Annotated in this window: 18 protein-coding genes; 13 read left to right on the plus strand and 5 right to left on the minus strand. The window is 38.9% G+C overall.

The features are described 5' to 3' along the window. The first annotated feature begins 21 nt into the window (after positions 1–21). From CWD91_RS07960 to CWD91_RS07970, 3 genes are all read left to right on the plus strand, one after another. Positions 22–885 (plus strand): sigma-70 family RNA polymerase sigma factor, encoded by an 864-nt coding sequence (locus tag CWD91_RS07960; RefSeq protein WP_103440424.1) that lies wholly within the window; start codon positions 22–24, stop codon positions 883–885. A 340-nt stretch (positions 886–1,225) separates the two neighbouring features. Further along, positions 1,226–3,427, plus strand: a complete 2,202-nt coding sequence (locus CWD91_RS07965) for a B12-binding domain-containing radical SAM protein (protein ID WP_103440425.1) — start codon at positions 1,226–1,228, stop codon at positions 3,425–3,427. Positions 3,428–3,743: 316 nt separating this feature from the next. Further along, positions 3,744–4,037, plus strand: a complete 294-nt coding sequence (locus tag CWD91_RS07970; protein WP_157943748.1) for a hypothetical protein — start codon at positions 3,744–3,746, stop codon at positions 4,035–4,037. Positions 4,038–4,151: 114 nt separating this feature from the next. On the opposite strand, the gene CWD91_RS07975 is transcribed toward CWD91_RS07970, so the two are convergent. Next, positions 4,152–5,126, minus strand: coding sequence for an NmrA/HSCARG family protein (locus CWD91_RS07975; RefSeq protein WP_103440427.1), 975 nt, complete (start codon positions 5,124–5,126; stop codon positions 4,152–4,154). Positions 5,127–5,646: 520 nt separating this feature from the next. On the opposite strand from CWD91_RS07975, the gene CWD91_RS07980 reads away from it, so the two are divergent. The 3 genes from CWD91_RS07980 to CWD91_RS07990 all read left to right on the plus strand — a co-directional run bounded on the left by CWD91_RS07980 (position 5,647) and on the right by CWD91_RS07990 (position 8,650). Continuing rightward, entirely contained in the window at positions 5,647–6,882 is a 1,236-nt protein-coding gene (locus tag CWD91_RS07980) for a DEAD/DEAH box helicase (RefSeq protein WP_103440428.1), read from the plus strand. Between the two features lie 110 nt (positions 6,883–6,992). Then, positions 6,993–7,652: a ribulose-phosphate 3-epimerase gene (gene rpe / locus CWD91_RS07985; protein ID WP_103440429.1), complete on the plus strand. Its 660-nt coding sequence runs from the start codon at positions 6,993–6,995 to the stop codon at positions 7,650–7,652. Beyond that, positions 7,652–8,650 (plus strand): YpdA family putative bacillithiol disulfide reductase, encoded by a 999-nt coding sequence (locus CWD91_RS07990; protein WP_103440430.1) that lies wholly within the window; start codon positions 7,652–7,654, stop codon positions 8,648–8,650. The genes rpe and CWD91_RS07990 overlap by 1 nt, the downstream gene beginning before the upstream one ends. A 19-nt stretch (positions 8,651–8,669) precedes the next feature. Here CWD91_RS07990 and CWD91_RS07995 read toward each other — a convergent pair whose 3' ends face one another. Both CWD91_RS07995 and CWD91_RS08000 read right to left on the minus strand, forming a co-directional pair. Next, entirely contained in the window at positions 8,670–9,899 is a 1,230-nt protein-coding gene (locus CWD91_RS07995; protein WP_103440431.1) for a glycoside hydrolase family protein, read from the minus strand. A 53-nt stretch (positions 9,900–9,952) separates the two neighbouring features. Beyond that, entirely contained in the window at positions 9,953–10,969 is a 1,017-nt protein-coding gene (locus CWD91_RS08000) for a LacI family DNA-binding transcriptional regulator (protein ID WP_103440432.1), read from the minus strand. Between the two features lie 153 nt (positions 10,970–11,122). Here CWD91_RS08000 and kduI point away from each other — a divergent pair, with 153 nt between their 5' ends. From kduI to CWD91_RS08035, 7 genes are all read left to right on the plus strand, one after another. Next, entirely contained in the window at positions 11,123–11,965 is an 843-nt protein-coding gene (kduI, locus tag CWD91_RS08005; RefSeq protein ID WP_103440433.1) for a 5-dehydro-4-deoxy-D-glucuronate isomerase, read from the plus strand. Positions 11,966–11,984: 19 nt separating this feature from the next. Beyond that, a complete protein-coding gene (locus tag CWD91_RS08010) occupies positions 11,985–12,779 on the plus strand; it encodes a gluconate 5-dehydrogenase (RefSeq protein ID WP_103440434.1) in 795 nt (264 codons plus the stop codon). Positions 12,780–12,788: 9 nt separating this feature from the next. Continuing rightward, positions 12,789–13,967, plus strand: coding sequence for a DUF4861 family protein (locus CWD91_RS08015; RefSeq protein WP_103440435.1), 1,179 nt, complete (start codon positions 12,789–12,791; stop codon positions 13,965–13,967). A gap of 181 nt (positions 13,968–14,148) precedes the next feature. Continuing rightward, a complete protein-coding gene (locus CWD91_RS08020) occupies positions 14,149–15,687 on the plus strand; it encodes a pyruvate kinase (RefSeq protein ID WP_103440436.1) in 1,539 nt (512 codons plus the stop codon). 345 nt (positions 15,688–16,032) lie between these two features. Continuing rightward, entirely contained in the window at positions 16,033–16,374 is a 342-nt protein-coding gene (locus CWD91_RS08025) for a hypothetical protein (protein ID WP_103440437.1), read from the plus strand. A 314-nt stretch (positions 16,375–16,688) separates the two neighbouring features. After that, on the plus strand, positions 16,689–18,818 hold the full coding sequence (locus CWD91_RS08030) for a S9 family peptidase (RefSeq protein WP_103440438.1): 2,130 nt from the start codon (positions 16,689–16,691) through the stop codon (positions 18,816–18,818). 278 nt (positions 18,819–19,096) lie between these two features. Next, a complete protein-coding gene (locus tag CWD91_RS08035) occupies positions 19,097–19,576 on the plus strand; it encodes a DUF2975 domain-containing protein (protein WP_103440439.1) in 480 nt (159 codons plus the stop codon). 162 nt (positions 19,577–19,738) lie between these two features. Here the strand turns inward: CWD91_RS08035 and CWD91_RS08040 are convergent, their stop codons facing one another. Together CWD91_RS08040 and CWD91_RS08050 are read right to left on the minus strand one after the other, a co-directional pair. Further along, on the minus strand, positions 19,739–20,926 hold the full coding sequence (locus tag CWD91_RS08040) for a hypothetical protein (protein ID WP_103440440.1): 1,188 nt from the start codon (positions 20,924–20,926) through the stop codon (positions 19,739–19,741). 216 nt (positions 20,927–21,142) lie between these two features. After that, positions 21,143–22,939, minus strand: coding sequence for an arylsulfatase (locus CWD91_RS08050; protein WP_103440442.1), 1,797 nt, complete (start codon positions 22,937–22,939; stop codon positions 21,143–21,145). Between the last annotated feature and the right edge of the window lie 659 nt (positions 22,940–23,598).

The following is a 23,598-nucleotide window of genomic DNA, read 5'->3' on the forward strand; positions in this document are numbered from 1 at the left end:
ATTTAGAAAGAAAAAATTTCGATGAGACAGCTTAAAATTACAAAACAGGTTACCAATAGAGAAACTGCTTCTTTGGACAAATACCTACAAGAAATTGGTAAGGTCGATTTAATTACGGCAGATGAAGAAGTAGAATTGGCACAACGAATCAAGGCTGGTGATCAACTTGCACTTGAGAAATTGACCAAGGCCAATTTACGATTTGTGGTTTCCGTTGCCAAGCAATACCAAAACCAAGGTTTAACACTTCCCGATTTGATCAACGAAGGTAACCTAGGATTGATTAAAGCTGCACAACGTTTTGATGAAACTCGTGGATTTAAATTCATATCCTACGCGGTATGGTGGATTCGCCAGTCCATATTACAGGCTTTGGCAGAACAATCGCGTATTGTAAGATTGCCTTTGAACAAAATTGGGTCCATCAATAAAATAAATAAGACGTTCGCCTTCTTGGAGCAAGCCCATGAAAGACAACCTTCGGCGGAAGAAATTGCCAAGGAATTGGACATGACCGTTGAGGATGTAAAACAGTCACTTAAAAACTCAGGGCGCCATGTATCCATGGATGCGCCTTTGATAGATGGTGAGGATTCCAACCTATACGATGTATTGCGTAGTGGGGAGTCTCCCAATCCAGACAGGGAATTGTTGCACGAATCCCTGAGAACAGAGATAGAAAGAGCTTTAGAAACTTTAACCCCAAGGGAAGCGGATGTTATCCGTTTATACTTTGGATTGGCAGGACAACATTCCATGACATTGGAAGAAATTGGGGAAACTTTTGACCTTACCAGGGAAAGGGTTCGTCAAATTAAGGAGAAAGCCATTAGAAGGTTAAAACACACCTCAAGGAGCAAAATCCTTAAAACATATCTTGGTTAACCCAAACAATTTTATTTTTTATACAAACGCCAGCCCTCATTGGAAAGCTAATGTAAAAATCGTAAATTGTGGACAATAACAACAGTTATCATGACTGTTCGTTTTTTGATTGATGAATAAACTCCGGCTGATTACCGGAGTTTTTTCGTTTATAACCAAGTAAAAACGCTGTTAGATCCCGTATTTATTTACTTTTTAAGAATAAATAAAAATATAGGTACACTATTTAGTACACTTTCTCATGGTAAAAACTGGATCCTTTTCAATTGCATTCCCTACCCATTTCCCAAGCCTATTACTGGAAACACCCTTATCTTTGTACCATAACCCATAAATTACAATGGCCAGAGACCTGCTTCTAATAACCCCTCCATTTACTCAATTGAACACCCCTTATCCGGCAACGGCATATTTAAAGGGTTTTTTAAACACCAAAGGCATTAGTGCCCTTCAAATGGATTTGGGCATTGAAGTTATATTGCAACTCTTTTCCAAAGACGGATTGCAGGAGGTCTTTGAACTTGCCACTGAAAAAAAATCTATAATCTCCGACAATAGCCATCGAATATATGCCTTAAAGGAGACCTATTTAAAGACCATAGATTCCGTTATTTCCTTTTTGCAGGGACACAATACCACCTTTGCCAGGCAAATATGCACTCCTAATTTTTTACCACAAGCAGCCAGATTTGATCAATTGGACGATCTGGAATGGGCCTTTGGCACCATGGGCAATCAGGATAGGGCCAAACATTTGGCAACCTTATACCTTGAGGACCTATCCGATTTTATTGTGGAATGTATCGATGAAAATTTTGGTTTTAGTAGGTATGCGGAACGATTGGGAAGAAGTGCCAATTCCTTTGATGAATTATACAGTCATCTTCAAAATAGTATTACATATATTGACCGCATCACTTTAAGCCTTCTAAAGGAAAGACTCATTAAGGGAAATCCCAAACTGGTTTGTTTTTCTGTACCTTTCCCTGGCAATTTGTATAGCGCTTTTAGATGTGCCCAATTTATTAAACAAAACTTTCCGAAGATAAAGGTCGCTATGGGAGGGGGATTTCCAAACACGGAATTACGGTCGGTTACCGATACGCGCGTTTTTGATTTCTTTGATTATATTACTTTGGACGATGGTGAGCTGCCTTTGGAACTTTTAACTGCCCATTGTAAAGAGCACAATTCCAATGATAGTACTGCCGAATTAAAACGAACCTTTTTAATCAAGGACGGATCTGTATTTTACAATAATCTCTCAGCGAGGACAGATTACAAACAAAGCGAGGTGGGCACCCCCGATTATTCCGATCTTTTATTGGACAAGTACATCTCGGTCATAGAGATTGCCAACCCTATGCACAGCCTGTGGAGTGATGGTCGTTGGAACAAACTTACCATGGCACACGGTTGTTATTGGGGCAAATGTACCTTTTGCGACATCTCCTTGGACTACATAAAGATCTATGAACCCATAGCTGCCAAACTTTTAGTGGACCGCATGGAGGAACTCATAGAGCAGACAGGGGAAAGAGGTTTCCATTATGTGGATGAAGCCGCACCACCGGCCTTAATGAGGGCTTTGGCACTTGAAATTATAAATCGTCGATTAATCGTTACTTGGTGGACCAATATAAGGTTTGAGAAAAGCTTTAGCAGAGATCTATGCCTACTATTAAAGGCATCGGGATGTATTGCCGTTTCCGGGGGTTTGGAAGTGGCTTCGGACCGATTATTGGCTTTGATACAAAAAGGGGTTACCGTTGAACAAGTGGCCAAGGTGACCCGTAATTTTACCGAAGCGGGCATTATGGTTCACTGTTATCTAATGTACGCCTACCCTACCCAAACAATACAAGAGACGGTGGACAGTTTGGAAATGGTACGCCAAATGTTTCAAGCTGGTATTCTTCAATCTGGTTTTTGGCATCAATTTGCCTTAACCGCCCACAGTCCGGTGGGACTTAATCCGGATGATTACCACATTATACCGGACTATCAACCCATATCTTTTGCCAATAATGATATCCAATTCACAGACACTACCGGTATTGATCACGAGCGCTTTAGTTTCGGGTTAAAAAAATCGCTCTTTAACTTTATGCACGGAATTTGTTTTGATCATCCGTTACAGGATTGGTTCGATTACAAAATTCCAAAAACCACTATTTCCCCCAATTTCATAGAAAATGCCCTGCTTGAAGAACCAGTTTTAACGACAAAACCGAATGCCAAAATTGTTTGGCTTGGGGGTACGCCCATTGCACATACCATTACGAAATCCAAAAAAGGATCTACCTGGGAACTACTAAAATTGACCTTCCATAACAAGATTGGCGCTATATCGATTACGGTAGATAACCAACAAGGGGAATGGCTAAGGGATACTTTGGCACATTTATCGGACCCTAAAGAAAAACCCCTAACCTTCGCCCAGCTTAAAACCGATTTTGAATCCCGATTTGAAGATTTTGAATTGTTCTGGTATTCCAAACCTTTACAGACCTTAAGAAGTCATGGCCTATTAACATTGTAACCCTAAAGACAATGTTTCAAGACACGTTAAGAATATCACAATTAACAACAGGTCTATCACAATTAACAAACTGCCAATAGAACAATTCAGTAACTTTAAATGTTGTTTTTAGTTTAACTCATTAATAATAAGTTTACTAAAATCACATAGACCAACCTACCAAACTCTTTTTTAGAACTTCCAATTGTCCCCCTCCAATTAAGCTTTCTGCATATATCATTATTGATAAATTATAGAAAAAAGAGGAGTCCAGATACCCCTATAAAAAACGGGGCGTAACCGAAAAGCCATACGAGTAGGAGAAAATATAGGTACTATGAAAAAAGTTGTAGTTCAATTTGACTTTCGTGGAATGACCACGAAGCAGTACGACCAATGTTGGGTAGAAATCAGAAAAGCTGGTCATGCCCACCCAAAAGGATTATTGCATCACTATGGTGCCCCTGTTTCCAATGGAATGTTGGTTGTTGATATCTGGGAATCGGCAGAGCGTTTTGAAGCATTCGGAAAAACACTGATGCCCATTTTTGAAAAATTACAAATCCCCAAAACAAAGCCTAACATTCTACCCTTGCATTATGAATACAATGGCAATTTAGTTGCGCATTAAGAACATTTCATCTTACTACAAACCGAATAGACCAATAATAAAATCAAGAGAAGCATTGAATTATCAATGCTTCTTCTTTTTAATAATCATTACAATACGCTACCAAATTCCCGATCAGGCCATGGCAGCCTCTCCCTTGATACCAGATTCCAAAAGACCTTTATTTTTGATCAACCAGGTTTTAAAGGGCATTAAAGTGGGATTTAATTCCCTGGTGAAATTTACATCACGGGCCTTGCAGAAATCATCTTCAAATTCATTTTTAAACTGAAACATATTTCCCAAATCATCTGCTCCGGGAAATCCCAATTTCCTGTAATCATCGGCAGCAATATCATTAAAACCAATTTCAACACCGAATACCTTTGTAAAAGCTTCAGCCATTTCATTCCCTGTTAGATGCTCACCGGATATGCCTACTGTTTTATTTTGATACTTTTTACCAGCCTTAAAAATTCCCAAAGCAGATTTACCTATATCTTCAGCGGCAATCCCTGGTAGCTTTAAACTGCCGATAGGCATGGTAATCCGTAATTTACCGTCCATTCCTCTGGCTGGCCCTAAGCCAAAATATATGAAATTGTCCCAATAAAACGAAGTTAGCAGTAGCGTGTATGGAACGCCACTTTGTTCAAAGAAAGTGTTCGATGCTCCCTTGGCATCAAAATGTGGAACCTTGTAGTTCCCCATTAAAGTTGGCATTCGATTATCACTTAATGGAACCCACTTACGTGTATCTTCAAGAGTGGACCAAATTACATGATTTACTCCTGCTTCTTTGGCAGCTTGGGCCATATTCTTTGCTTGTTCCATCTCCTTCTCGGGAGAAAAATGATCCCAAAAAAATGTTACACAATAGGCCCCATAAGCACCTTTAAAAGCCTTAACAATGCTGGCCATATCATCCAGATCGGCCTGAACCACCTCAGCTCCCAATTCTTTTAATGCCTGGGCTTTTTTTGACTTAACATCCCTGGTTATTGCCCTTACAGCAAATTCCTTTTTACCATCTTTTAAGATTGCCCGGACCAATCCGCCACCTTGGGCCCCAGTAGCCCCTACTACAGCAATAATTTTCCTTTTTTCCATAATAAATAACGTTTTAGATTAACCAATTCCATCGAAGTGCAACTTAAAGTGAACCAAAGTCGCAACTTCACAATTATCAGGAAAGGGGATTCCATGGCATTTTCCATTTCAATTATACTTTGGAATTACTTCGCCCTTCCACATAGGTGTTTTGCCATTATTATTTGCGATCCAATTAGGATCTATTAAAAAGGGGGATTGCGAACATATTACACCCAACTATTTTTATAATTAGGATTTTGGAAGACTGTTTTTGTCTAAATTTCATTGGGTGGGTTCACCATTGACTAAGAAACAAAACAACAATAAATTTAATAAATTACCTTTTATAGTTTATATTTCCTTAGTTAAGATTAAGCCAATTTTGTAATATTTAATTATAATATTATTCGTTAGCGAAGACTTTAGTATACTGATATACTGTCTTTTACAATCAATAGCTTAGAGATAAATTCATACAAAGGGTTAAGCCTTAATTTACCTTACCTTTGTAACCATCACTGCCAAAACTAGTACCCATATGAATTTTAAAGAATTAAAGCTAAATAAACACCTCTTGAGAGCGGTCGCAGAAATGAACTATAACGACCCAACCGCTATTCAGGAAATTGCCATTCCATTAGTTCTACAGAAAAATGACATTATTGCATCTGCCGAAACAGGAACGGGTAAAACAGCCGCTTTTGCCCTTCCCATATTACAACTGTTATTTGACAAGCAGGAAACTTCTGAAAGAGGCAAAAAAATAAAGGCCTTGATAATTAGTCCTACGCGGGAATTGGCATCACAAATTCATGAGAGTTTTATAGATTACGGCAAGCACACCCACTTAACATCGGGCGTTGTTTATGGTGGAACACGGATAGAACCGCAAATATCCACCTTAAGAAAGGGAGTGGATATCTTAGTGGCTACACCAGGTAGGTTATTGGACCTGCACAAGCAGGATGTGGTTAATTTGGATTATGTAGAGACCTTGGTATTGGACGAGGCGGACTTAATGCTGGATATGGGATTTATAGATGACGTTAAAAAAATAGAGCGATTATGCCCTAAGGAAAAGCAAACTTTATTGTTTTCTGCCACCATGCCTTTTAAAGTGGTTCAGTTGGCCGACACTATTTTAAAAGACCCCAAGAAAGTGGCCGTAACCCCTACTTCTTCGGCAGCAGCTACCGTACATCAGTTATTATATTATACTCCAAAACCCGATAAGATAGAATTGTGCCTTTATCTGCTGAGAAATACAATAAAAGGCAATATCCTTATTTTTAGACGTACAAAATTCGGAGTGGATAAATTGGAAAAAACACTCTTGAACAATAATTTCAAGGCTGGAAGTTTACATGGCGATAAGTCCCAGGACGAGCGGCAAGAAGCCTTAGGAAAGTTCAAGAAAGGAGAGACCAACATTTTAGTGGCCACTGATGTTGCGGCACGCGGATTGGACATAGACGACCTGGACGCCGTTATCAACTTTGACCTACCCAATATACCAGAAACTTATGTTCATCGTATAGGAAGAACGGGAAGGGCAGGAAACACCGGAACATCCTATGCTTTTTGTTCTGCGGATGAAAAGGGATATTTGTCAACTATTCAAAAACTAATGCAGAAGCACATTGAGGTTATTGAAGACCATCCTTATCCTCTAGACCCCAAGGCCAAACCGGAAGTACACAAAAAACAAGGTAGCAAACACAAAAAAGGAAGGAAATCCGTAGCATCCAAAAAGAAAAAGAAACGTTGGTATTGATTGTGCATTTACTTAAAACAGCGAGTTGAACATATTGCACATGCGCACTCCCCAATTCCCTCAAACCATATCATTTTATTACCTTTGTAGAATTAATTTCAGTTAAAGTAATGGACGAAAAGATTATTGCCCCTTCCCTATTGGCTGCCGATTTTGCCAACTTACAGCGAGATATTGAAATGGTAAACCAAAGTGATGCCGATTGGCACCACATAGATATTATGGATGGTGTTTTTGTACCCAACATATCCTTTGGCATGCCGGTCCTTAAAGCAATTGCAGCCCATGCTACAAAAACTTTGGACGTGCATCTAATGATCGTTGACCCGGACCGTTATATCAAGACCTTTGCCGAACTGGGAGCCAATAATTTAACCGTTCATTACGAAGCCTGTCCGCATTTGCACCGCACACTACAGGCCATAAAGGCGGAAGGAATGGCGGCAGGCGTAGCGCTAAACCCCCATACCAATATTAATTTGTTGGAGGACACTATAAATGACATTGATCTCGTTTGTGTAATGAGTGTAAACCCAGGATTTGGCGGACAATCGTTTATAGAAAACACCTATGACAAGGTAAAGGCCCTAAAAGAACTCATAATAAGAAAAAGTGCACATACCCTAATTGAGATCGATGGTGGTGTTACCTCGGAAAACGCCAAGCAACTTATAGATGCCGGTGCAGATGTTTTGGTGGCTGGAAGTTTTATTTTCAAAAGCGACAATCCATCCCAAACTATTAAGAAACTCAAAAAATTGGTAGGATAATGAAGATTTGGGATGTAGTAATTGTAGGAGGTGGGCCTATTGGTATTGCCTGTGGATTGGAAGCAAAAAAAAAGGGATTGTCCTACATTATCCTGGAAAAGGGATGTATCGTTAATTCACTTTACAATTATCCGCTAAACATGCAGTTCTTTTCATCCTCGGAAAAATTGGAGATTGATGATATTCCATTCATCAGCATAGAGGCGAAACCCAAGAGGAATGAGGCCCTGGAATATTATAGACGAATAGTTACCTCTAACCATTTAAAAATTTCCCTTTTTGAAAACGTAAAATCAATCAATAAAACCGACGGGAATTTTAACATTGTCTCCGAAAAAAACACTTATCAATCCAAGAATGTAATCATTTCAACGGGCTTCTATGATATACCCAACAAAGTGAATGTTCCTGGGGAAGATTTAAAAAAGGTAACACATTATTACAAAGACCCACATTTTTATTCTAGCCAGAAAGTAGCGGTCATTGGCGCCAGTAATTCTGCCATAGACGCTGCTCTCGAATGCTATAGAAAGGGAGCGGATGTATCGCTGATCATTCGTGGACCAGAGGTAGGCCAACGTGTAAAATATTGGGTAAGACCAGATATTATAAACAGAATTGAGGAAGGCAGTATAAAAGTATATTACAATAGTTTGGTACAAGAAATTACAGAGGACGAAATTATTCTGAAATCTCCCACCGGAATAATAAGCTTAAAAAATGATTATGTCCTAGCCCTTACGGGTTATATGCCCAATCTTGGATTTTTGAAAAAAATAGGCATCCATTTGTCAGAAGACGAGAAAAAAATTCCACATTATGATTCGGAAACTATGGAAACGAATGTTGAGAATTTGTATTTGGCTGGAGTAATCTGCGGAGGAATGGAAACCCATAAATGGTTTATAGAAAACTCCAGGATTCATGCCAAAATGATTATGCAGAATATTTTAAAAAATATAAAATTAGTTAGTAAGCAGCAAGTTAACCTAGGTTAACTTGCTGTTAAGTGATGGATTAATTGGATCTTTCCATTTTTTGCAATCTATCCAAAGCCTCTATATAATAATAATCAGCATATATCAAGGCCACATCAATTTCATGACCTAAGGATTTAGCACCTGTGGAATGTATCAAAAAAGAATCTGTTTTTCCTACTCCGGAATAATCCTCTGAACTCAACGATTCCAGCATGCGCATGGCAGCATTGTAATACCGCTCCTGTTCCTTTTTATCCTCCATAAAAGTACTTAGCTCCAACAGGCCGGAAGCAACAATTGCGGCAGCAGAGGCATCTCTTTCCTCATTTTCCAAATTGGGAACATCAAAATCCCAATGAGGTATATAATCCACAGGAAGTAGTTCCAAATATTTATCCGTTAAATTTACGGCAAAATCCAAGAATTTTTTATCCCCTGTCTCCCTATACATCATAGTATAGCCATAAATGCCCCATGCCTGCCCCCGGGACCAACGACTATCATCGGCATAGCCCTGTTTGGTATGTCTGTTCAATACTTTTCCTGATATGGAATCATATTCTATAACATGCCAAGAAGTATAATCTGGCCTAAAATGATTATCCATGGTAGTCTCCGCATGTTTAACTGCGATATCATAAAATTCTTGATTGCCACCATTTTTAGCCGCCCAGAACAGTAGTTCCAAATTAAGCATATTGTCGATTATGGTAATATGTTGCTGCCAACGTGGATGCATTTTATTGGACCAAGACCTTATTGTTCCTACTTTTGGGTTAAATCTACTGGCCAAGGACTCAGCTGAAGTTAGAAGAATGTCCTTATACTCTTTTTTATCTCCAAAAATATATCCATTTCCATAGGCCGGGAACATCATAAACCCAATATCGTGGTGCTCATTGATCGTTTTAAAATCCTCAAAAACTTCTGTCCTTTTTATAGCTTCCGCTTTCCATTTTTCATCCTTGGTAAGGTCGTACATATACCAAAGAATCCCAGGATAAAATCCGGAAGTCCATACCAATCTCCCATTAGGTATTTCCTTCCATTCGGTTTCATTGGTTTCGATCAGTCGCGGATGTTTGGACAGATCTGTTAGTTTAGGAACCGCTTGGTCCAATTGGGCCTCACAGTTTTTAATTTCCTTTTTAAGATCAAAAGAATTAAGCTTGGCAGAAACCTTACTATCTACTATACTATTTTTATTTTTGGACAAATTTTGACAACTGGCAAAACAGACAAGAAGGGATACGAAGAGTAGTTTCATGGGATATTAGTTTATTTGTATAATTTTAAAGATGTTACATATGGCTTTAAATATCATCTTCTAGAAGAATCACGTTCTATTAAAGAAGACTTCAGAATTGTTTTTTTGACTTTTTTTAAGTTCGATGATTTATTTATTTCTTCCAATAAAAGTTTTGTAGAGATTTGGCCTATTTGAAAACCAGGTTGATCAATTGTGGTCAAAGATGGATCAATCACCTCCGAAATAGGTTCATTACTAAATCCTACTATAGCGATATCATCAGGAATTCGAATTCCTTCATTTCTAAAATACTTCATTGCCCCAATGGCAGCTATATCATTGGCCGAAAATAGTCCATCTATTCTGTGGGGCAATGAAAGCAAGGTTTTCGCACCCTCAGCACCATCAATTTCCATTAAACTTGAATGGAGTACCAACTCAGATCTATATGGAATTTTGTATTTTTCCAAGGCCTTAATATATCCCGCCAGTCGATTTTTATAAATTGATAATTCTTGGGGGCCCGAGAAATGAACTATATTTTTACATCCATTTAAAATTAAATGCTCCGTAGCATCAAACCCTCCCTGAACATCATCTATAAGCACACTACTAATTCCTTCTATATCACAATGCCGATCAAAAAAAAGAAAAGGTGTGCCATTATTTTTCATATTCAATAAATGGTCGTACTCATTTGTTTCCATTGAAACGGACAACAACACTCCAGCAACCCTATTGGCCAATAAAGTACCTACAATATCCTGTTCCCGCTTCAACTGTTCCAGGGACTGACAAATAATTACATTATATCCCTCATCATAGGCAGTTTCCTCTATTCCTGAAATTACCGATGAAAAAAAATGTCGCGATATTCTTGGCACTATCACACCTATGGTATTGGTCTTATTTTTGCGGAGATTGGAAGCCAATAAATTACGTTGATACCCCAATTCATTCGCCTTTGACAATATCCTATCCTTGGTTTTTTGACTAACCCTTGGACTATTGTTCAATGCCCTGGAAACAGTTGAAGCATCAATATTCAAGGCCTTCGCAATATCATGAATAGTTGTTTTATTTTCCACGAACAAAGTGTATATTATCCCTCACAAATATACAAATCCAAAAATACAATCGATTGTATTTTTGGAAAATTTTTAATATATTTACAATCTAGAGATAACATTAGAAATAAAATTTCCACCACTAAGGGAACAAATTATTAGAAATATATAGTTATGAAAAACAATTACGAAGTTAGATATGCCTGCTCTCCAAAAGAGACAATGGAGCTAAACACCGAAGGCTTAAGAAAGAAGTTCTTAATTCAGAATTTGATGGAATCCGATACTATTAATTTAGTATATACCCATTTTGACAGATACATAGTAGGTGGTGCTGTACCCGTTAGTACATCATTAAAACTAACTGCCATAGATCCTTTAAAATCGGATTACTTTTTAGAACGAAGGGAGATTGGAATCATCAATGTAGGTGGAGCAGGTTCCGTAACTGTCAATGGCAAAAAATATGATTTAAAATATAAGGAAGCCCTGTACATTGGAAAGGAAAATAAGGATGTTGTATTTAGCAGCGATAGTGCCGAAACGCCTGCCAAATTTTATTTGAACTCCACCCCGGCCCATAAGGTCTATCCTACTAAAAAAATTAGCCAAGCGGATGCCGAAATTGTAGAGATGGGCTCCATGGAGACTGCCAATGCCAGAACTATAAGAAAATTGATCGTTAATAGTTTGGTCGAGACCTGTCAGGTTCAAATGGGAATGACAGAATTAAAACCTGGAAGTGTTTGGAATACAATGCCAGCTCATGTACATGATAGAAGAATGGAAGTTTATTTCTATTTAGAAGTTCCTGAAGATCAGGCAGTGTGTCATTTCATGGGACAACCTCAAGAAACAAGGCATATTTGGATGGCCAATAATGAAGCAGTAATTTCTCCACCATGGTCCATACACTCCGGTTCCGGGACCAGTAATTATACCTTTATCTGGGGAATGGCCGGTGAAAATTTGGACTACGGAGACATGGACCATTGCAAAATAAAAGACTTAAAATAACAGTTTCAAACATATAAAGATGTCAATAAACCTATTTGATTTAACTGGAAAAACAGCACTTATTACTGGTGCTACACACGGCTTGGGCAAGGCTATGGCCATTGGACTTGGTAAGGCAGGTGCCACACTCGTCATTAATGGAGCCTCCTCCCAAGAAAAGCTGAACAATGCCGTTGCCGAATACAAGGCTTTAGGGTTACAGGCCTATGGATATCTCTTTGATGTTACAAAAGAAGAGCAGGTCCAACTAAATATATCCAAAATTGAAAAGGAAGTTGGGCATATTGATATTTTGGTAAACAATGCCGGAATTATCAAAAGAATTCCCTTGGAGGATATGGAAGTCGCTGATTTTGAAGAAGTCATTAAAGTTGATCTAGTCAGTCCGTTTATCGTATCCAAACATGTTGTAAAGGGAATGATTGCCAGAAAAGAAGGGAAGATTATCAATATTTGCTCCATGATGAGCGAATTGGGCCGAAACACAGTTGGGGCCTACGCTGCTGCTAAAGGCGGATTAAAAATGTTGACTAGGAATATGGCTACGGAATGGGCCAAACACAATATTCAGGTCAATGGAATTGGACCGGGCTATTTTGCTACGGCACAAACAGCCCCGATACGCATAGAAGGACATCCTTTCAACGATTTTATAGTAGGAAGAACACCAGCCGGGAAATGGGGTGACCCGGATGACCTACAAGGCGCAGCCATTTTCTTGAGTTCAAAGGCAAGTAATTTTGTTAACGGACAAATAGTTTATGTAGATGGAGGTATATTGGCCACCATTGGAAAACCATCCAATGAAAAATAAAATGATGTTATGAAATCACTTTATAAAATAGTAATACTTTCCATTAGTGTATTGTTCTCAATAGCTTGTTCCGAAAAAGAGAAGCCCACGATCATTTCAGTGAAAAATGTTCTTAATATGGAACGGATTTCAGAAACTGTGGAGCTCGACCAGGCCATCCTAAAGATGGATGACCTATCTACTATAGGAATTAAAAATACAGAAACCAATCAGCTGGAAATCATTCAAAAGGTGGACAATGATGGGGACGGTATTTTGGATATGATCCTATTTCAACCAAAAATAACCGCGAATGGCGAAAGCAAATTTGAGATAGTTAAAGTTGGGGAAGGGGAAAATCCCACCGCCCCGCAATTGTGTTATTCCAGGTTTGTTCCTGAACGCACCGATGACTATACCTGGGAAAACAACAAGGTAGCATTTCGGGTTTACGGTCCCACCGCACAAAAGATGATAGAAGACAAGGTTCCGGGAGGCACGCTGTCCAGTGGGGTCGATGCTTGGTTAAAAAAAGTAGAATACCCAATAATTGATAAATGGTATAAAGAGGAACTGAGCGGAGTCAGTAGTTACCACAAGGATACCGGTGAAGGCCTGGATGATTTTCATGTTGGTCCAAGTCGAGGTGTTGGTGGAATTGCGGCAAAAATCGACACCACATACTATTATTCCAAAAATTACACCAAATGGCGTACCATCACCAACGGGCCAATAAGGACCAGCTTCTATCTGGAATATGAAGATTGGGGCGCCAATGGAAAAACCATTAAGGAATCGAGAATAATAAGCTTGGACCTAGGTCAAAATTTATCCAAATTCAACATCACCCTAAAAGGTGTTGACCAGATTTCCGCCGGACTTACTCTTCACGAAAAGGATGGTGAGGTTAGCGGTAAGAAGGACAAAGGATGGGTAAGCTACTGGCAGCCACACGGAGATTCGGAATTGGGAACCGCCATCATTGCCCCCAATGACACTTTTATTGATTTTGAAAAGTACGATGTACCAAAAAAAGATCTAAGTAACGCCTATGCACATCTAAAAGTTAAAAATAACACTGTAATCTATTACGCTGGATTTGGATGGAAAAAAAGCGGGCAATTTGACACTAAAGAGGATTGGGAGAATTATTTGGACTCGTTTTCCGAACAGATCAACCATCCTTTAATTGTTACTGTAACCCCCTAGTTCGCATTTTTAGTTTACACCAAATATAGCAATACCCTTATTCATAAAAATGTCTTGGGGTATTGCTTTTTTATGTCAAATTTTAACTTCTTTTTGTACTTCCCCCGAGAAGTATCCATGTTTTATATCGTATTTTTAATCAGCAAATCCTGCGCCATTATTTTTAAATAATCGATTTGACATGGAACTCGAAAAACTGGAAACGGACCTCCAAAAAATTTATGAAAACCTCATAAATAATGACTCTACCGCGAACAGGATTGCCTCTTCCATTCATCCGCAGTATAAATCCAGTGCTAAAAACCTATATCGCTATTTACTGCTTCGTAGTTTAGATATACGTGAGATTCAGAGTGGTCTATCCGAAATAGGAATATCTTCCTTGGGAAGCGGGGCCGGGTACGTCTATGAAAATATTTCCAATGCCCTAAAACTTGTCAAAGTACTGAATGGCAAAACTTGGGAAAAGAATTCCAGCTTGGAAGCCATTGGATATTCAGGGAGCAAAAAATTATTGGCAAAGCACGCCAATGACCTCTTTAAAACGGATAGCGGGGAACGGGATACTGAAATAATGGTCACTATGCCAGACGAGGTAACGACTAATAAGAAACTAATTAGAAAATTAAATTTGGCGGGTATGGGTATAGCCCGCTTAAACCTTAGCCATGGAAATAAAAAGCTTTGGGAAAAGGTTCTTTTGAACATAAAAGGCATTAAACAGGAACTGGATCGCCCTATAAATATCTATATGGACCTACCTGGTCCCAAAATACGGATTAGCAATATTTATACACGGATCGATAGTGAGAAACCCCTGAATTCCGTACCATTCCTAAAAATAGAGAAGGGGACTAAACTACTATTGATAAAGCCCAATTCGACATATATTTCAGAAGGAAATGATAAAATAAAGCTTCCACCGGATAGTGCCTTGATCGAAGTCTCAGTTCCGCAGATCATTGACGCCCTTGAAGTGGGGCAATCAGTATTTTTTGATGATGGCGCTATATGGGCCAAGGTCAAGTCGATCTCGGGCAATACTGCCTCTCTGATCGTTAAAAAATCACATAAGAAAAAACTTAGGCCTGGAAAAGGTATCAATTTACCGGATACCCATCTCAACCTTCCCTCTTTAACTCGGGAAGATTTACAACTACTGCCGTTTATCTCTGACAATGCAGATCTAATTGGCTACTCTTTTGTTCGCAATGCAGCCGATGTATCCCTCCTTTATGAGGAACTGGACAAACTAGGAAGTAACGATATCGGAGTTGTTTTTAAGATTGAAAACAGGACCGCTTTTGAGAATTTACCCTCCATTCTTTTTAGCGCGATGAAAAGACCAAAAATTGGTGTTATGATCGCTAGGGGGGATTTGGCCGTAGAGATTGGTTTTGAACGTATTTCCGAAGTACAGAATGAGATACTCTGGTTGTGCGAGGCAGCCCAGATACCCGTGATTTGGGCAACACAGGTGTTGGACACTTTGGCAAAAAAGGGCATGGCCACTAGGGCCGAGATTTCGGATGCCACCATTAGCGCCCAGGCAGAATGTGTTATGTTGAATAAAGGCCCCTATATTGTGGAAGCTACCAAAACACTAAAGAACGTACTTCTACGAATGGAAGCGCATTCACAAAAATCCAAAAACACTTTACGGGCCCTAAAAGTGGCAAAAAAAGGGTTGAAAGATATCCACAATGAATTTCAGCAGTAATAAATTAAATTTTAGGGAGCATAACACTATAAATATGGTGACCTCGGATAAAGGACAAGACTCCTAATAGTTACAGATAGGTGAGTATTTTAAAATGAAAACCAAATAAAAGATTTCCTATATTAGATTAATAATGGGTATATAATTACTCTTTGTTATATACGTCCCTTGTACATATTTTAATCCAAAATAACCACGAACAACAAAATGAATAGAAACCTTTTTTCTTTGCTTATTGCATTGATAGTATTCACATTATGCCAGGGTCAAGAAATTGAAATGAAAAAGGTTTTTGGTGGAAACAAATACACTTAAAATGGAAATAAGTTATCATCATTCTCCAAATTGTCCAGTGGGGTAAAAACGAATACCCAATCATTAGAATTATTAAAGAAGGCAAAAACAAAGGGAATTTTTAGTATAATTCTAAGTGGGATAGGTGGAGGATTGACAGGGACTCCTATTGGAACTTCCATTGCCGGGGGAGACCCTAATTGGACTCTGGCCGGGATTGGAATTGGGTGTTTTGCAATTGCATTACCCATTGCCATTAGCACCGATAAAAATATTAAACAAGCTGTAGAAAATTACAATTCTTCCTTAAATCCAACTACCCTTAACCATTCCAAGCCTGAATTAAACATAATTGCCAATGTGCAAGGTGCAGGATTTTCAATAAATTTCTAAAAACCTATTTACAATACTGGACTATATAAACAGCAGTTGTTGAACGTAAAAGTATCTGGATCAAAAACTGAAATATGGTTCTTTCTCAATTTAATTACATTAATATATTGTGTATTGGATGCTGAGTTTTAAGTATATTTATACGACGAGAATATTTGAAAATTACCCTCCATTTGAAGCTTCAAATTTTACTCATGAATCAAAGGCCTTAAACTTTTGTAATAAAAAGGGTATAAACTTAGTGATTTTCCCCATCGCACTACTTTAAACCCTGGTGTTCCCTGTATTTTTAGACATGCCAACGTAAATAAAAAATGAAAAAAATAACAACCTTATTAGGTCTGATTATTTGTATTACCAATGCACAGGCCCAATTCCAGAAGGCGACAGCTCCTATTGCAGAAAAAAAAGAACACTGGCGAGTAATTCATGCCGATAGTGTAGCTGACTACTATTACTGGATGTATGACTATTTTGGCAAAGGGCCGGACAGTACAAAGGCCATCAACTACCTGGAGGCCGAAAACGCATTTCTGGACAGCGTAATGAGTCCTTCCAAACCATTTCAGTCAGACTTATTTGTCGAAATGAAATCAAGAATAAAGGAAAAAGACGAAAGTGTGCCCGTATTTAAAAATGGATACTATTATTACAGCAGAACAGAGGAGGGAAAGCAGTACTATAAATACTGCCGAAAAAAAGCAAGTTTGGACGCCCCTGAAGAAGTTTTACTTGATGTTGATAAATCGGCCGAAGGACATGCTTATTATGCAGCTACCGGATTCGATATCAGCCCGGACAACAAATTAATGGCATATGGTGTTGACCTTGTGAGTCGCAGACAATATACCATTCACATCAAAAATCTAGAAACGGGCGAAATCCTTAAGGATAGTATTCTAAATACCGAAGGAGACCCTTGCTGGGCAAATGACAGCAAAACCTTTTTCTACACTTCAAAAAACCTGATGACACTATTGCCCGAAAAAATAAAACGGCACTCTTTAGGTACAAGTGCGGAAAAGGATGAAGTGGTTTATCACGAAAAAGATAATAGCAATTATTTATGGGTGAAAAAGAGCAAAAACAATCAGCACATTCTTATTTATTCCATGGCAACCCTGTCTTCAGAATTAAGGATGGTAAATGCCAACAAACCTCAAAGTGTCTTCAAGGTGTTTCAACCAAGGCTAAAAGATGTATTGTATGATGTAGTACCCTTGAATGATAAATTTTTAATCCTCACTAATAAGGACGGAGCCATGAACTTTAAATTGATGGAATGCCCCCTTGACAAGACCGAAGTATCCAATTGGAAGGAAATAATACCAAATCGTAATGATGTTTTAATTGAAGGCATGGAAGAGTTCCAAGACTTTATTGTGGTTAAGGAACGCAAAGACGGACTGGTAAAATTACGTCTTAGAAGTATAAATGATAATGCGGAACATTATCTCAATTTCGGTGAAGCCGCCTATACAGCTTCTGTTATTCCCAATCCTGAATACACAAGCAATGTGCTACGCTATAGCTATACCTCATTAACTACTCCCTTATCTACTTATGACTACAAAATAAGAAGCAAAGAGAAAATATTATTGAAACAAGAGGAAGTTGTTGGCGGTTACAATTCCAACGATTATGTTACCGAACGTATTTATGCTACTGCAAAAGACGGTGCTAAAATCCCAATATCCTTGGTCTATAAAAAAAACTTGAATAAAGATGCTGCAACACCTTTATTGCTCTTTGGTTACGGCAGTTATGGAAATAGTATGGATGCTAGTTTTGCAAGTAGTAGATTAAGCCTACTGGATAGGGGTTTTGTTTTTGCAATTGCCCATATAAGAGGTGGTCAGGAAATGGGCCGCAGTTGGTACGAAGAAGGTAAGTTGATGAAAAAGAAGAATACATTTACCGATTTTATCGATTGTGGTGAATTTTTAATCCAGGAGGGCTATACCGGTAAGGGCCATTTATATGCTATGGGTGGTAGTGCCGGTGGTTTATTAATGGGAGCGGTGGCAAATATGTCATCCAGTTTATGGAATGGGCTTGTAGCTGCAGTCCCTTTTGTGGATGTGGTCAATACCATGCTTGATGAAAGTATTCCATTAACGACCAACGAATTTGATGAATGGGGAAACCCAAAAAATGAAGAGGCCTACTTCTACATAAAGTCCTATAGTCCCTATGAAAATGTTGAAAAGAAGAACTACCCTAACATTTTGGTCACAACGGGCTTACATGATAGCCAAGTACAGTATTTTGAACCGGCAAAATGGGTTGCTAAGCTCAGATCCATGAAAACTGATAAAAATCAATTGCTCTTCCGTACCAATATGGATTTTGGTCATGGAGGTGCCAGTGGACGATTTGATTATTTAAAGGAGATGGCGGAGATATATGCGTTTTTGTTTAATCTTGAGGGGATATATAAATAGTAAGGATTATCTATTTCCGATGACAAGGATGACCAATTTAAAACTCAAACCAAATAAAAGATTTGTTATTTTGGACAGATATTAAGAATCTTAAACTTGTTGCCATATAGGTACGTTGGCCGCCATTGTTAGCCAGCCATGCGACACGGACAATCCCGAAGTATTCAGAACCGCGCTGTGCATTTCAACTTCCAATCAAAAGCCCATTCGTTGATTTTCAAAGGCAGCAAGTAAGAGAGTAATAAATATTATTTTTACCAAGTAGTTTAGAAATCATTATGAAAAGAATTTCAATAATATTTCTTCGGGCTGTTATCGTGCTAATCAGCATTGTGACACTTTACATTATGATTCGGTTTCCATTGTCCGAAGGAAGGGCCGAGAACCTGGACCTATTCAGCATTTACTTTGACCCATTCATCCTGTATGGATATGCATCATCAATCGCTTTTTTTGTTGCGTTGTACAAAGCATTCAAATTACTCGGGTATATTGGAAAAGATGAATTGTTTACACTGAACTCGATAAGAACCTTAAGAAGTATAAAATATTGCGCAATCATATTAAGCATTTTAGTTGCGATGGCCGGTATATTTATAAAGATATTTCATAATAAAGAAGACGACCCCGCTGGATTTCTTGCGATGTGTATCATAATTACGATTATGGCCATCACAGTTGCATTTGCTATGGCAGCGATTGCAAAAAAATTACAAAAGGCTGTAGATTTGAAATCTGAAAAGGACTTAACACTTTAAACTATGCCAATTATTGTGATTTTAGAGATGATAAAGGCAAAGCGAAAAATTTCTTTAAATGAACTTACTGAATGAATAGATTTTACATTATCCCACCTTACTATTTTAAGGACAGGATAGGCGAAAGCAATTCATGTAGCACCTTGGACGCAATTTGCAAACCTACTTTAACGTATCCAAATCAAACGAATAGACGTTACCCAAATCATCCGAGAAAAATATAAGTTTAGGCCCATTGGACGAAAAACTGGCCTTACTCGAAGTTGCATCCCCGTTTTTTCCATTTATTTTGGTTTTTAATTGGACTAGTTCGTTAAACTCCCAGCCATCTTTCTGCTTTTCTATTTCATTGACAGAAATGTAATATCGATTATTCACTTTGTTTTTTACAGAATGTATTTCAAATATCTTTCCTGATTCAACGTGATTAATAATAGGACGGCTAGGACTTAATCCAGGATGAAGGTTTTCATATGGAACGTTGGTCCATTTGCCCTTTAAGTCCCTTACTCGCAATACAAATTGGGGTTGATCAATTTCGTCCACACTGTTCTTGGTGACCAATGCCATTTCCCCATCTTCAAACACAGTAGCATTCAAGTGATCGTCTGCGTTATTGTCTCCCTGCTGAACAATTACAGGGGCTGACCAGTGATTGGGAGCATCTCCATCAATGTGAATTCGTTCATTGACGGATTGGGTATTTTGGTTGGACCAGATAACAGATACTTGATCTTTTAAGCTGACTATTAAGGAGATATCATCTTCATTGATGTCATCTGCCAGTGTAAATGAATCCGACCAATCTTTGCCATTGGAGGAATGCCAAACCATGATTTTTTCATTCATATCCGCACAAACCCAATATTCATTTTTTGAATCTTGTGTAATGGTAGCTGTTTCAATAGACTGACAGTTCTTAGGAATGGGAAGATAACCCATCGATCTATGTTCGTATTGCTTGCTATGGCGGGAATACCTTATTTGAACTACATTCAAAGCACATTCTCCAACTAAGACTATATGCACCTCATCGCCCTTGCTCCAGACGTCGGCTCTACTCGGTAAACCAAGCCAGGCTCTATTAACCGATTCTTGCCTTGTCCACCCAGAAACATCCTTTTTCAATAGTTTAGGACCGTCTTCATCGCCCACAACCAGCCATTGCCCATGATCGGTTGTCCATGATTTTGATTGGGGTTTATCGGCAGTAGCATCTCCGTAATTAACTTTGAAGATAGGATCTAAATAAATTTCAGCTGTATTGTTTTTTTGGGAAAATGCCCCATATCCGCTTAGTAAGAGACAAAAAAGTGCCGGAATTAGAGATGAAATTCTGTTTAGTTTCATTGTGTTCTAAAATTGGGAGTTAATCTAAAGAAACATTTATAATAAATAAACAATTTGTAATCAATACTTGCATAAACCAATGGAAAAATTTGGATCGTGCCCAATAGTGTCCCATCTGTCCTTATGATTTCATGTTTTAATTTGTTACGGTGGGAATCAATAAGTACGAATGCCCAATCCAATGAAAAGCACTGGTCATCTACCAAGACATAAACATCAATTCAATTTCTTAAACATCAATAGTCGCACATCCATAACTTCTTCTCCAGGAATTTTTAGAGCTTTTAGTGTTAAATGGCCCCTACCCTTTTTCAGGTGCATCCTACCTAAATCCATAGGAATAAAATCCTTGGTATAGGATTCAATTCTCGGATCAAGATCCCTGATTTCCCCTACCAATGGGGGATCATGCGCCTTATTAATTGTTCCTTTTAGGGAACTCTCCCCTAAGCTCAATTCAATTTCGGCCCCCAAATCCAGTTCTTTGGCCGTGTAATAAAGTTCAACTTCAAATTCCCCATCGGCCAGGACGTCCACATCCCAGCTGATGCTATCCTCTGTACTTTTCCAATTCGTAAAAAAGGTACAGTTGGGATGTCGATTGCTTCGTTCTATCTTGCCATGCGCCACACCATCCCGAGCAGGAATCTGGGTGTACACAAAATCTGGATGCCCCAGAGTAAAAGGGCGATCCACCGATTCTTTGGATTTAGGCAGAACCTCTTCAAGCCAATCATTTTTTAATCCTTTCAAAGAATCAGTCAACTTTGGTAATTTCATTGAAAGATCCGTTGTTTGTCCACTATCATGGTGCATATCATATAGTCGGTCTTCGTTATCCAATCTATATTTATCCGTTCTGATGCTTGTGCCGCTATTCCAATGGTTGTAGATTACTCTAGGTTGCCAAGATGAATTATCTTCCATTAGAAGAGGCTTTAGGCTTTTCCCATCCAATGGTTTAAGGGTTTTTAACTGAATTTGTGCCAATTCGGATAAAGTGGGCAATAAATCAATGGAACTTGCTATTTGCGAAATCCGTTTTCCTTGAGGCAAGTTGTTTTTCCATTGCATGATAAGGGGAGATCTCACCCCTCCTTCATCGGTTGATCCTTTCTTGCCCCGCAATCCACCGTTCCAGCGCCATCCGTTGGGACCATTGTCCGATAGATATACTACGATAGTATTTTCTTCCAGATTCAAATCCTTAAGCTTGTCATATACCCGACCCACATTGTAGTCTATATTTTCTACCATGGCCAGTGCTGCCCTTGTGAAATTTTCATTTTCCTCCTCTTCTCCGTGATATTTCATGGCAAGCTCTTTGTCTTTGAACCGATTCCAATATTCATCAGGTACCTGCATAGGGCTATGCGGCGTGTTATAGGGCAGATATAGGAAGAAAGGCTTGTCTTTATTCCTGTCCATAAAATCTATTCCCTTATTGGTAAGGTCATCAATTATGAATCCCTCTCCCTTTACAATTTCTCCATTATGCTCCAACATGGGACTAAAATAATTGCCCCAATGACCGGAGCAGAATCCATAATAATCATCAAAACCTCTGGCATTGGGATGATAAGGTGGTTGCATGCCGTTATGCCACTTTCCATAAGCAGCAGTGGCATACCCAGCCTCCTTGAAAACTTCTGCAATTGTGGTTTCATCCAAATTTAAACGTTCCCCACCCGCAGAAGTGGAATATACCCCCAGTCTTGGAAAGTAGCGACCGGTCAACAGTTCCGCGCGAGTGGGGGAACAAACAGGACTTACATAAAAATGATCGAACATAACTCCGCTTTTGGCTATCGCGTCTATGTTCGGGGTTTGAAGATTGGTGTTTCCAGTGATACCCAGATCTCCCCATCCTTGATCGTCCGCCAATATGAGAACAATGTTGGGTTTGTCGGCGCGTTGGGAATTGGAAACTAAATCGGGCCTGGCCTTGCCCTTGCAAGAAACAAATGTCACCAATATGGCCAGCACCATATACTTTGATTGGAAATACCTCATTTGGTTGTTTTTTTGAAAGTATAAGGTATGAAACTTAATGGATTACTATGCATATTGCATAAAATCCGCATTGGAAAATTATTCTTACTATTTCTTTATTGATCCAGACATAGGAACTTGAACTTAAAAGGGATTAGGCTGCGCCCCTCCCTACAAAGCTCCACTTTGAAAACCACTAAAAGTTATGCTTCACTTTGCTTCAAAAAAGAAGCGCGAATCGAACAGGTTTACGAAAACGGGATTGGCTGCGCCCTTCCCTACAAAGCTCCGCCTTGAAAACCACTAAAAGTTATGCTTCGATACACTTCAAAAAAGAAGTGCGAATCGAACAGGTTTACGAAAACGAGATTGGCTGCGCCCTTCCCTACAAAGCTCCGCTTTGTAAACCACTAAAAGTTATGCTTCGCTACACTTCAAAAAAGAAGTGCGAATCGAACAGGTTTACGAAAACGGGATTGGCTGCGCCCTTCCCTACAAAGCTCCGCTTTGAAAACCACTAAAAGTTATGCTTCGCTACACTTCAAAAAAGAAGCGAGCTTCTTTTTTGAAGCTCGCGTGCACAACCACTTTTTAGTGGTTTATTCGTGACCCCGGAGGGATCACAAATTACTGTTTATCTAAATTTTATAACGAACTTATACTCACCAACTAATACAACA

The sequence above is a fragment of the Arenibacter hampyeongensis genome, assembly GCF_002909255.1.
GTDB classification, from domain to species: domain Bacteria; phylum Bacteroidota; class Bacteroidia; order Flavobacteriales; family Flavobacteriaceae; genus Arenibacter; species Arenibacter hampyeongensis.